Annotated in this window: 10 protein-coding genes; all 10 read right to left on the bottom strand. The window is 47.3% G+C overall.

The window, feature by feature from the left end; genetic code table 11:
- Positions 1-28 precede the first annotated feature (28 nt).
- Positions 29-1,045 carry a glycosyltransferase family 2 protein gene (locus tag MCJ35_RS17995; RefSeq protein ID WP_025486087.1) on the bottom strand — a complete coding sequence of 339 codons (1,017 nt, stop codon included), beginning with the start codon at positions 1,043-1,045 and terminating at the stop codon, positions 29-31.
- A complete protein-coding gene (locus MCJ35_RS18000) occupies positions 1,042-1,896 on the bottom strand; it encodes a 6-hydroxymethylpterin diphosphokinase MptE-like protein (protein WP_025486085.1) in 855 nt (284 codons plus the stop codon). The genes MCJ35_RS17995 and MCJ35_RS18000 overlap by 4 nt, the downstream gene beginning before the upstream one ends.
- Before the next feature lie 30 nt (positions 1,897-1,926).
- Entirely contained in the window at positions 1,927-3,621 is a 1,695-nt protein-coding gene (locus MCJ35_RS18005; RefSeq protein WP_162158543.1) for a glycosyltransferase, read from the bottom strand.
- Between the two features lie 15 nt (positions 3,622-3,636).
- Entirely contained in the window at positions 3,637-5,436 is a 1,800-nt protein-coding gene (locus tag MCJ35_RS18010; RefSeq protein WP_008718922.1) for a diguanylate cyclase domain-containing protein, read from the bottom strand.
- A complete protein-coding gene (locus MCJ35_RS18015; RefSeq protein WP_008718924.1) occupies positions 5,433-6,704 on the bottom strand; it encodes a hypothetical protein in 1,272 nt (423 codons plus the stop codon). The genes MCJ35_RS18010 and MCJ35_RS18015 overlap by 4 nt, the downstream gene beginning before the upstream one ends.
- Positions 6,701-7,969 carry an O-antigen ligase family protein gene (locus MCJ35_RS18020; protein WP_025486080.1) on the bottom strand — a complete coding sequence of 423 codons (1,269 nt, stop codon included), beginning with the start codon at positions 7,967-7,969 and terminating at the stop codon, positions 6,701-6,703. Before MCJ35_RS18020 ends, MCJ35_RS18015 begins: the two co-directional genes overlap by 4 nt.
- A 4-nt stretch (positions 7,970-7,973) precedes the next feature.
- Positions 7,974-9,017, bottom strand: coding sequence for a glycosyltransferase family 2 protein (locus MCJ35_RS18025; protein ID WP_227796255.1), 1,044 nt, complete (start codon positions 9,015-9,017; stop codon positions 7,974-7,976).
- Positions 9,014-10,543, bottom strand: a complete 1,530-nt coding sequence (locus MCJ35_RS18030) for a lipopolysaccharide biosynthesis protein (RefSeq protein WP_240299602.1) — start codon at positions 10,541-10,543, stop codon at positions 9,014-9,016. Before MCJ35_RS18030 ends, MCJ35_RS18025 begins: the two co-directional genes overlap by 4 nt.
- A gap of 38 nt (positions 10,544-10,581) precedes the next feature.
- Complete coding sequence (locus MCJ35_RS18035) at positions 10,582-11,706, bottom strand: glycosyltransferase family 4 protein (RefSeq protein WP_025486072.1); 1,125 nt, start codon at positions 11,704-11,706, stop codon at positions 10,582-10,584.
- A gap of 62 nt (positions 11,707-11,768) precedes the next feature.
- Positions 11,769-12,965 (bottom strand): nucleotide sugar dehydrogenase, encoded by a 1,197-nt coding sequence (locus MCJ35_RS18040; protein WP_268812678.1) that lies wholly within the window; start codon positions 12,963-12,965, stop codon positions 11,769-11,771.
- Between the last annotated feature and the right edge of the window lie 20 nt (positions 12,966-12,985).

Below are 12,985 nucleotides of genomic sequence, written 5' to 3' on the forward strand. Positions count from 1 at the left end.
CCTTTGTGTGGGACATTCCAATTAACATTCATGCCCTGCTCCTGAATCCCAGGTTCCAGGCCAGTGTCTTTACCCTATGGTATACCCTCATGAACAGCCGTGGGGAGAGGCAGATAAGCAGTATGCTTATGATATTCACCGTCTTCCTTGGATGCTGGTCCTGCGCGGACAGATACTGAACTGCGTGGCTTTTTACATCAGAAGCAACCGCGCCGGCCTTTTCATGATTGTACAGCTTAAAATGCGCCAGACGGTTCAATATATCGATGCAGGTTTCCACATGCTTCAGGTCAAATGCTTCCAATACCGGGCGGCTCTCCTGGGCAATACAGGAAAATACAACCTTTTCCGCATCGTACAGGACCAGATACTTTCCATTGAACTCATTTTTATGGTACATCTGCCTGCAAAGTGAATCGGGATTCTCAGCGTACATGTACACCAGCCTGGGATTCACGCAGATATTGCTGCATTGTTTCAGATACCTGGTCACGAAAATCAGATCTTCCCCGTGGGTGTATTCCACGGGAAAACGGATCTGCGCTTCCTCTATTATGTCCCTGATGAAAATCTTGTTCCATAAAACGCCTCGGAATGCCGGGTTCCTGAACAGTTGGACAAAGGCAGACTCCCGCTCCATGACCTGAAGCCCGGCATACTGCTTCTTATAAAACGCCCCGTTTTTTTCATTGATATAGCCAAATACAGCCAATTCCACATCCTGTGCGGATATGGTGCCATACATGGCTTTCAGTGAACCGTCCAGCAGGTAATCATCCGCATCCGCAAAAACAACGTACGTTCCCTGTGCAATATCCAGTCCGGCGTTCCTGGCCGCGGATACGCCTTTCTTCTCCTGACTGACCAGACGGATCCGTTCATCGCCATAGCCCTGGATTACGGAGCTGGCTCCGTCGGTTGAACCGTCATCAACTACAATGATTTCCAATCCCTCAAATCCCTGGTTTAAAATTGAATCAATGCATCGTTTTATGTAGGGCCGGGCATTGTACATGGGAATAATAACTGACAGCCGTTTCTTCATATCACCTGTTCCAATCTGACTCTTGGGAACACTTCCAGTTCCCCTCCCCTGGTTGCATTATAAATCTCTGTCCCCCTCTGTCCTGCTGCTTCCAATGCACTCTTATATGCCTCTTCCGCCATCTCCTTATCGTAGACAGCAAGAACGATTTTCTTCTTCTGCTCCGCAGCCTTATACACATCCTTATATCTTGTGTCAAAATGCGACTGGACCGATGCATCATATGTGATTCTTCGGTTTTTATCAATCGTATGGGGGAAATGATGGTCCATTCCCAGGAGATAGATTTGGGAAAACCCCATATACACCGCCAGCTGGATGCTTGAGTATGTCACCGTGGAGGCATCGACCACTGTCTTTTCACAGTCATAAGAAAACGGAATCTTCTTTTTCCTCCGCAGGATTGCCCTGTCATCCATCAGATATGCATTGACATTGGCAAGGCAGGTTCCATTCCTCACCATGGAATTATAACCAATGAAGCAGTCACATTGGATTTTCCTTATGTTTTCCTCCTCTGCTTTCAGCATATCCTTATCCTGGCATAGATAAAATGTGGGCCGCCATCTGGTCCTGTCATACATCAGGTGGATACGGTTTGCCGCAAAGGTGTATTCATTCCTCAACAGTTCCAGATCCCCAGGTCTTAAGCTTGGACCGTTTCCTATGATGAAGCACCGCTGTCCTTCATAGACGCCTTTATACATGTTAATCCTTGCCCCATAGGTGGTCTTGCCATAGGATTTCCTCATCCTGTAAAATGACAGCGCCCCTACACCGGCCCTGAACCACCTGCGCAGGGCTGACAAAAAATCCGAACGGACCACTATGTCTTTAATCAGTTCCTTCATTGGTTCCCCCACCTTCCCATCTGTCACCCATCAATACCAGTTCACGTCCACCACAACAATTTCCGGTTTATTATTAATCCTCGGGAAGGGATGGCTCTGCCCAAGGCCCCTGCTGATAATGACAACCGATTCATTTATCTCATGCTGTCCTTCTGTAAGAGACGGGAAAAAGCCCTGTTCCGTGGCATAGACACCTCCCAGATAAGGAATCCGGACCATCCCTCCATGGGCGTGTCCGCAGAGAGCCAGGTCAACCGGCATGTCCTCCAGTTCCCCCATGAAGTACTCCGGATAGTGCACCAGCAGCAGCTTGAACTCCTCACTCCTGACATATTCATCCATAAACCGCTTCCCGCCGTACTCCACGTAATTGTAAGGTTCGTTAATCAAACCGGCAATATAGATGTCATTGGTATTTACCTGAATCATTTCCGCATCGTTAAAGAGCATGTGCACGCCTGTTTGTTCAATATCATCCCGTATTTTGGTCTTGCGGTGCGCATAGTCCACCAGTTCGTGGTTGCCCATCACATAATATACATCGGTTATATCCACCAGCTGCCTGCACAGATCCAGGACCACATGATAGTCATCATCATGTTCCATATTCATGTCCCCGGTAATGGCAATGATATCCGGCTCCAGTAGCTTCACCCTTGCAACAAGTTCCTGGTTATTTTCCCCAAATTCCTTCAGGTGCAGGTCCGACAGCTGTACAATACGGAACCCTTCCCTGACCTTCCCTGACTTGACATGGTAAAAGGAAAGTTCCAGCGTATCCTGGTCCGACATTATTTTCTGCCACACAGCCGCCAGGGCCAATAAGGCTACAATACCGATCATGACTCTTTTTAAAATGCGGCCCAGCTTCCCCATACGCCCCTTGCCCAGCACAAAACCAGGATTGATAAAGAACAGCCGGACTGCATACAGGATGCTTTCCGGGTACCGGTGCGCCTGTTTCCACAATCTCCAGCAGATTTCATTCAGCAGGTTGGTGCGGGCTGCCCTGTTCTGTTTGAAATCCTTTTTATATTTTTTATATACCTTCTGGTATCCGCGGATTCCCCGCATCGGATCAGAGGTAATCCGCTCCCCCTTGTGCACCCTCATATTGAATAGGGGGACATCTATCCCTGCTGCCTTATACCGTTTCAGGATCCGCAGCCACATCTCGTAGTCCTGCCTTGCCGGGAAGCCCACATCAAACATTCCGCAGTCATCGAATACGGTTCTCCTGACAACGGCCTGGGAAGTGGTTCCGATTGTGTCATTTTCAAGCATCCCGTTAAAATCAGGCTCCTCCTTAAACGTTCCTTCCTGGTGGTATAAACGCCTGTTCCCTATATCGCCGTCATCAAACACATATCCCTGGCAGAACACCAGCCCTACCCCGGGATTCTCAAAGCACGGGATCTGCATGGCAAGCTTTTCCGGTTCCCATAAATCATCGTCGTCCAGAAACGCAATGAACTCCCCATGGCTGGCCATGATTCCCGTATTCCTTGCTGCCTGTGCACCGGAATTATGAGGCTGCTTTATGTATATGATTTCCGGGTATGCCTTCAGTCCCTCCTCAATCCGGAGGGTATATTCCCCGTTCCCTCCGTTATCATCCACCACTATGATTTCCATAGGGACGTATGTCTGGGACAGCACACTGTCAAGCGCTTCCTTCAGCATGGTGAATTCCCGTTTATATGTGGTGATTATTACACTGACCAAACCTGCTTCCATTGTCTAACCTATTGTTATCCCTTCCATCTCATAAGCTTTTGAAATAAGTTTGTTAATCTGATAAATCCCTGTCTTCTTTGAATCCGCAATCCTGGCCTTCATCTCAATCATGACCCCTGGATTCCCATCGTTAAAGTGTTTAATGGCCTCGCTTAACAGGCTCACCATGAATTCCGCTTTGCCATAGGTACAGTTATCAAGCAGGCACAGGAACTGGTTCGCCCCATTATAGCCAATAAAACCATATTCCTTTGACAGCGATTTTAATATGTTTCCAATTTCTTCCAGAACCTTGTCGCCTGCAGAGTACCCGATGGTGCGGTTGACCTCTTTCAGGTTTTCAACGGAAAGCACCACACAGGTAAAGGTTCCCAGCGCCCCTCTTTTCTTAATCTTCTCAATCCGTTCATCGCAGCTGAGCCTGCTTGGAAGCCTGGTCTTCCTGTCCACATATAAAGTGTATTCCACAATATCACCGATACGGCCGATGAGGATTGCCCCGCAGCATCCGATGCCGAAGAACAGGACAAACGCCATTGTCATATAAAGCTTCAGGTTCAGCTGCGCATATGCATCCACACTGTTCTGCATTGCAATATTCTTACTGACCAGATAGCTGTTATATTCCCTCCCGGTCCGGGCCACAATCCCATAAAGGGAATCCATCCTGTCCGCCACAAGGCGGATACGGCCCTCCAGCATTTCATTGCTCAAAGACAAGGCTGCCCCGGTATTGTCCTGAAAGCATTGGAGGATATACTTTTTTTCCTCAATCTGCTGTTCCAGGCTGAATATCTCTTTGTTATAATCCACATAATGGGATATCAATGTATCATATGTATTCTCACTGTAGAAGATATTCCCCTCCTCATCCCTTCTCTCATAGATATCCTGAAGGATGATGGAGTTGGCGGTTTCCGCACCTTTCGTATCCGTGCTGTATTCCTGGGCTTCCAGGATTTTCGGATTATACTGCCCTATGGTAAGAAGCAGCTCGTCCGACTGTGCCTTCATCTTTTCCAGCTGGATCTGAAGGCTCTGGATTTCATCATTGGTTTTTTCAACCAGGACCGCCCTGTCCTTGGTCTTACGACCCGAAAGCACGTCCACATACAGCCGGTCCAGGCTTACTTCCTCCAGCAGCTGGTAGGATGTAATCAAATCATAAAAGCTGTATCCTGTCCTGGAAGAACGGAAGCTTGCCTGGTTGCTGTTTAGATACTCCAGTATCTCACCGATGGACTGTTTCATGATATCGATGCTCTCAATGTAATCGTAATTACCCTTACCTATATTTTCCACATTGTTGGGTATGACTGCCTTTGCGACATACTTTTCACTGTAAAAATCAAAATAGCTGCTGAGGACCGTGTTCAGCATGTTTTTGGCAAAATCCTCAGAATAGTCCTTTCCCACGGAAAAGGATATGTAATAGTCCGTGGGGGACTCTTCATACTCCTCCCCCTCCTTCAGGATGGCTTCCTTGCGCTTTTGCTCCTCATCCGAAATAATGGGTTCAACTTTAATCCTGCTCCTCACAAAATCCACGCTGACATTGCTTTCCAATTTTTCAATTGCATCCGCCACCACATTGGGGGAGTATATTTCACTGACATCGATGTCCGTTCCTGACGGGGTCTTTCCGCTTTTAGCATCTGTATTCGTATAGGAAATGATTGCGTAGGCAGTGTATACCTGCTGCCGGCTGAAATAACCATAAAAAATAATGCCGCCCAGGACCGTGCACAAAGCAATCAGGTATTTCCAATTGCTTACATATCGAACAATCTGGAATTCTTTCACTGCCCGTCCTCCCTTGTACTGCGCTTATTCTCCCTGTACATTACGGCCGTTGCCGCCAATGCTGTAAATACCGCTGACAGCAAAACTGCCTTTGTGAAATTCATCCTGGTCATGAGCCCCAACGGATTATCTTTTACCGTCACATAATCCTTATTTTTATATCTGGAGTATTCCACATCTATCTGCATGGCCTGGTTGGACACATTCTTTAATTCCGCGTCAATCTTCCATATCATTTCATCGGCCTTTTTAAGATCGGATGCCTGATTATCCGATCCCTTAATATGGTCAATGATGGACTGCCTGTTTTTTATATCCGCCCGTTTCTTTTCAGCGGTTTCCTCCGCGCCCACTGCATTTTCCGCCAGATGGTCAATCCCCGTCTTTGTCTTGGACATATAGAAATCCTGATTCCTGTCAACCGACGGGACCAGCACAACCCCGGTCAGCTTGGGGTCATATTGCTCGATGCAGCGTTTATAAAGGTTATATGTCTTTGTATTGAGGGAATATATGTTGTCATCCTTATAATTTTTATAATCCAGCAGTTCAACATAGGACTGGCGCTCTTTATAAAGGCCTTTCTCGGTAACAAATGAACGGAAATTAGACAGGTTGATACGCAGCAGGTTATCGACCTTGGCCCTGATATCCTGGAATGTGATGCCCCCGTCCGAGACAAAGCTTTTGTTCTCCTCAATCCTGCCATTCACATAATTCTTAAGCTGTATCAGTTTGGTGTTGTAATAACGGGCAATCTGGCGATACTCCAAGCCCTCCGTATCCGCCGGTCTGTACTGGAGGATTGATGTATTGTCCGTATAGTTGTCATAGAAATATTCCAGATACGCGTAGGCGACCATCTGAAGCATGGACTGGGCGTCCACGGATTTTAGTTCCTTATTGGAAATATATGTAACCTTGTACTGGGTTGCGATGTAATCCCTTCCGCTTTTCACCGGTACCTGGATGGTTATGTTCTCCCCCAGTTCTTCCGGGCTTATCTCCGTGACCCCGGCAAGCTCAAGCGCCCTTTCAAGCACTGCCTCTGACTTGATTTCATATGCATTGAAACGTGAACCATTGGGATTCAGCCCTTTGGACGCCCTTTCATAGTTATATGCAAACCAGATGGTTGAGGCTTGGAAGCTGCTTATGTAGAATCTGCATCCCAGGCCCAGCGTGACAATGGCCATGCACAGCATCAGTTTCCATTTATAGGTACGGAATGTATTTATGATTAAGAATACATTGCCTTTATGACTCATAAGCTGCCCTCCTCCTGAACCAGTCTGTGTTCATCCACATATGCAATAACCGTAATGTGTGCCACTATGTTAATTGAATAATAAAAGAAGGTATTATCCGTAAGGTATGTAATGAATGTGTATATGACCGTCAGAAGCATGAATCCGGATGCCCTGGAACCGAATTTTTTCTTCACAGCGGAAACTTTATACCAGGTATTGCTCCACAGCCAGTAGATGAATCCCCAAAAACCCAATTCGATGAAATGTGTCATTATATCATTGTGGGCCATGCCCGGGACATAGGTGCCCACCCCTGTTGTCTTATAATCGTTCCTGATTTTAAAGATATAACGGATTCCATATCCCAGGAATGCGGGAGACATCTCATAGTATTCTTTAAAGAAGTCATATAAATACCCCCTGCTCATGGTGTCAATCCCAAAGTAATCCATAAGCGGCTGGTACCAGCCCTTTTTAATCAGATACAGGTACAGGTACGAAAAAATAAACATTCCTGACACAATAACGGCCAGGAATGCGGTCTTCATTCTCTCAGACACAGCGTCATATATGATTCCCACCAATAACGCTGCCAGGATAGCCAGCACATCGATTCTCTTTAATCCGGTGGAAAAGAAAAATGCCGCGCATATGAATTCCACAACATACCACTGCTTATTCCTGGCACAATACAGATAATACATCACAAACACACCCAGCCCCTGGGTCAGGTCATGCAGTTCCATCTTCCTCATGATTGGGCCTGTTGTATCCGCAAAGGTAGTAATCAACGCGATATATTCCGACAGGAAGCTTCCGGCTCCATGGTTCCTGATAAGGTCCAGCAAAATCACAAAAACCGTTGCGCAGGACGCGTACAGCATATACGAAACAGTCTTCTTCCCAAACATATAATAGCCCGATGCCGCGCACAGTATATTAAGAAGAAGGCATACAACATTGATGGTCCCCCTTGTGACAAAGGATGTTTCCTGGCACCGCACCAGCCATATCACCATGGATATAAGCCCGATGCCGATTATCGGGACCATCATGATCATTGAGACGGAATATAGGAACCGTATCCTTTGGAAGTCCGCCGTAACCAGGATCCATAAGAGTCCCATGCCAATCACCAGGACGTCCGCCACGTAACGGATTCCCACCGGCAATACCGGCAGGCCGCCGTTATATTCAGCGGTGGCGTAAAATGCAGCAGTCATAATCAGGATGAATGCCGCTGCCATACTCTTTTTTACAATTTCACTGTTTTTTATATCCAAAGACTCACCTGACCAGATTATATGCTTTCCAAAAACATTCCAACAGGAAAAAGGACTGTATGTTATAGGTCAGGAATAGTATGACTGCGTATCTCCTGCTCTTTTTAAGAATACGTTTATAGCTGTCCTTTCCCAGATACCAAGCATAGGCAGTGCGTCTTATTAACTGTTCCCACTGCGCTTTCCTGTGTTTCCTGTCCGCGTTCCAACCGGGGTTAAGGTAATACAGGCGGAGGATTTCACAGTAATTCCTTGTGGCTTTATATTCAAACGCCCGGTTCCAGTCCTCTGGTTTTCCCTGGATGTACTCATGTAACACTTTGTTAAACTCCAATATATACTCCTGGATGGCAGGGTTGAACCGGTTGCAGATGGACTGTGGGTTCTTCCTGTAATGATAAACCACCTGGTCCAGGACACCCAGGCTGGAGGCGGCATCCAGCGTATGGAGATTGAACATGGTATCCTCCATCCTGCGAAGCTGCGGCAGGAAATACAATTGATTCTTTTTCAAAAAACCGGTTCTGTAGAACTGGGTGCATACCGAACCAAAACAGCACGGAAGGCCGCAGTATGTATTGTCCAGCAGTCCTAAACCCAGGTCCTCCTTACCATCCGTATCCAGCGCCAGCCAGCCTTTAGGGCCATATCCATGCAATACCGAGGCATGGGCCATGTTTTCTTCATAGGCAACGTACAGGATGTCCGGATTGTATTTTTCCAATATGTCAGCCGCACCTGAGAGTGCATTTAATTCAATCCAGTCGTCCGGGTCAATAAAATATATCCAGTCCCCACCCGCCCTGCGTATGCCTTCATTCCTTGCCTCAGATACCCCTCGGTTCTCCTGGTGTACAACCATGATACGTGAATCCTTATTCCCATAGCTGTCACATACGCTTCCTATATCTGTAGTGGATCCATCATCAATAAGGATTACTTCATAGTCACCTTCATAATCCTGTCCCAGTATGGAATCCATACATTGATGAAAATAAGCCGGATCCGTATTATATACAGGTACCACAAGAGAAAATTCCATTTTCATTTACCTTTCGCACTCACATATTCCTTAAGCATCCTGACAGCCAGGTTCCTGCAATAGATGAATTCCTCTGTTCTATAAAAAAGGACCACATTCAGGGACACCGATACAATACACGCCACCATAAAATACACCCACAGCCTTCCATATGGAGATGCCGATATCATCATATGGCAGAGGAGTTTGCTGATATACAGCCCTGCAAAGGCAGCCGCGGATATTTTAATCAGAAGCCATTGATAATGTGCCGCATCCAGGTACAGGAATTCCCGGTACAGCAGCCTGGTTTTTAATATGATCTGGATGATTAACGTGCACGTGGTTCCAAGCATGATTCCAAGTATGCCCCACTTAAGCCCCAGCACAATGGAGACAACCAGGTTTATGCTGCTTCCCAGAATCGATATGTTCTTATCCTTGGCAAACAATCCCGACACCATCATCATCCGCCACAGTGGCTCCCTGACCACAAAATAAAAGAAATTCACCACAAAGGAATACTGTAGGATATCATCCATCAGATATTTCCTGCCAAACAGGATTTCAACAAAGGGGTCCGACATACAAAGGATACAGGCGGAGCAGAATGTGGTTACCAGGTATATGATAAATGTCATCCTGCATAGGACCTGGTGGCACCGCTCCCTGCTTTCTGACACAGCCAGGTTCCCTATGCTCCCGGCCGCCGCATCGGGAATCATAAGCAATATCTTCCGTACATTTGATATAATTAATGAATAATTGGAATACAGACCAACCTGCAGTGTCCCCACCAGAACTGATATCAGTATGTTATCCGTGGAGTTGGTGATTTTCCCGGATAAGGTCCCAATAAAAAGATGTTTCATATTGGCAAAAATCTTTTTCTTTTCTTCCGTGGGAAGCCTGTCCCTTTTTTTCAAAAAAGGATACTGTCTGTCCGCAATATGGGCAATGGCCACATTATTGGCCAGGGTCACACCTACGTCCGACAGCAGGTATGCAATGAAATTATGGGTCAGCATCAAAACCGCCAGATTGGAAGCCACCGTAATGAAACGGAACAGGGTATTGGCGGCTGAAATCAGGTACATCTTCTGGTCCGCATCCAGAAGGGTCCGTTTGTATGAAAAAAAGTAGGAGCTGACTGTCTTCAGCAAAAATATCACATAGACAAGCCTAAGATATCCAATGTCAAATTCCGCATTCCTAATCAGGCATGATACAAAGGGCAGGAAACATAATCCGACCGCCAGGATGAATCCTGCTATGAGCCGGTATGCACTTTTGTAAAACCACATCAGCTGCGTCAGTTTCTGTTCGTCCTGTCCTGCCAGTGGTTTATAGAGATTATATGTTATGGCAGAACCCACCCCCAGTTCCGCAAGGGATAAGACGGCGATTACTTCTGTAAACAAACCATTGAGGCTGACCGCTGAAAGCCCCAGGATACGGACCAGGGCGGTTCTGGTAACCATACTCAAAAGGACGGTCAGGATTACGTTCACCTCGCCGTAAACTATGTTACGTATACTTTTTTCTGTTCTCATATGGACACCAGACATACTTTTCTAATTTTGATGTTATCTTATTTTGTTTTTTTCCTCTTTACCTGTCCGTAGACGCGTATATGCTCATCCACCGCATGATCCCAGCTGTACTTTTCCCTTACAAATGCAATCTGTCCTTCCCGGTCATGAAGGCTTACGTCCTCACCCAGCATCCGTTCAAGGCATGACTGCAGCATGGCTGCATTTCCTTTTGGGAAGCTCATGGCGAATCCCCCTGAAACATCAACATTTTCCTCAATGTCACTGACCAGGCACCGGACGCCATAGCTCATGGCCTCCAGAAGGCTGATGGACATGCCCTCGATATCGCTGGGCAGCACATATACGCAGCAATTGGCCATCAGTTCCTCCAGCACCTGCCCCTGGACAAAGTCAGTGAACAGGATTCTTGGGTCATCTCCGGCCATACCGCGTATCAACTTTACATATTCATTGTTTTTCGTCAGTTCACCTGCAATTACCAGCCGCTTATCCGTGTCCATTTTTTTATATGCACTAATCAGATAATGCAGGCCTTTCTCCGGCACCAGCCTGGACAGGAAAAGGATATAACCATTACTTTCCAGATTCCATCTGCGGCCAATCTCCTCCGGCTCCGGACAGGGTTTCAGGTTCACACCGTTGGGGATATAGATTGTCTCCCGCCCATATGTATGCCTGAAATACTGCTGGTTCCCATTTGACAATACAATCAGGGCATCGGAATAGCGCGCCGCATTCCCTTCCCCCCACAGGAGGTAGCGCGTTGCAAACCGGCCCCACTTGGCCCTCTGCCAATCCAGTCCATGTATGGTTGATACAACCGGGATTCCCAGCCACCTGGGCAGGAATGTCATGGCGCAGGGGCCTTCTGCATGGAAGTGTATCACGTCATACCGGCCAATTACCGCGCGCAGCACGGCAAGCACGGAATAGATGAATGCATTCAGGGAGGGGTTCGCCAAGGTAGGTATCCTTATGAGCCGTATTCCTTTATATTCCCGGCGCGGGCGCATTGCCCCCGCGCCAAAATCCTGCCATCGGTTATAGCAGTCAACCTGATGTCCCAAGGCTGTCAGGCGGACCGACAGTTCCTCCACGGCAATCTCAATCCCGCCTTCCCTGGATGGTACCCGTTTGTGTCCAATCATTGCAATCTTCATGCTGTCCCGCTCCCCTCCATCCTGTACAGAATTCCATGTTTTATCTTATGCTGCCCGGATGCTTAATCGCACTGGAATAAATCTCTTGTATATACCTTTCCCCGTACATCTGCCAGCTGCCGGTCATACCGGTTAGCCAAAATCACATCCGATATCTGTTTGAATTCCTCCAGGTCACGGATAATCCTCATCCCTAAAAACGAATCTGCTTTGACTGCAGGTTCATAGATGACCAGCTTTACGCCCTTCATTTCCAGCCGCCTCATGATTCCAAGGATGGAGGAATGCCGGAAGTTATCTGAATCCGCTTTCATGGTCAGGCGGTAAATTCCTGCAACCTCAGGGGATTTCTTTAATATCTGCCCTGCAATGAAATCCTTCCTGGTCTGATTGGCCCTTACAATGGCTGTCATGATGCAGTTGGGTATATTACCATAATTGGCCAGCAGCTGCTGTGTGTCTTTTGGCAGGCAGTATCCGCCATATCCAAAGGAAGGATTGTTGTAGTGGTTGCCAATCCTCGGATCCAGGCACACCCCGTTTATGATACTTTCAGTATCCAATCCGAACGCCTCCGCATAGGTGTCCAGCTCATTAAAAAAAGCCACCCTCATGGCCAGGTATGTATTGGAGAACAGTTTTACGGCCTCTGCCTCAGTTGGGCCCATATAGAGGATCGGCACCTCCTCCTTTAAGGAAGCGGCTTTTAGCAGGCCTGCAAATATGCGGGCCTTCTCCTGCTGGACGGGATTGCATGTATCCAGGCCCACAATGATCCTGGATGGGTACAGATTATCATGCAAAGCCCTTCCTTCCCTCAGGAACTCTGGTGAGAACAGGATGCAGCCTGTCCGGTACCTGGCCTGCATCTCATCGGTAAACCCCAATGGAACCGTTGACTTTAAGACAATACAGGCCCTTGGATTCATACGCATTACCGTGTCAATGACCATCTCCACAGAGGATGTATCAAACCTGGACTGTTCCGTATCATAATCAGTCGGGGTTGCTATGATGACAAAATCAGCATTTCCATATGCCTCCTCTGCATCCGTCGTGGCAAGCAGATTAAGGCTTTTTTCTTTTAAGTATGATTCCAGTTCAGAATCCGCAACCGGGGACTGCCTGCGGTTAATTTCATCTACCCTTTCAGGAAGTATGTCCACTGCATACACAGGATTGTACTGAGAAAGCAGCACCGCATTGGACAGTCCCACATACCCCATTCCGGCCACTGCTATTTTCATCTGTTTTTCCATCCGCCCGCCTCCTTTGCCAC

This window comes from Enterocloster sp. OA13 (genome assembly GCF_022440595.1).
In the GTDB taxonomy this organism is placed as follows: Bacteria; Bacillota; Clostridia; order Lachnospirales; family Lachnospiraceae; genus Enterocloster; species Enterocloster hominis.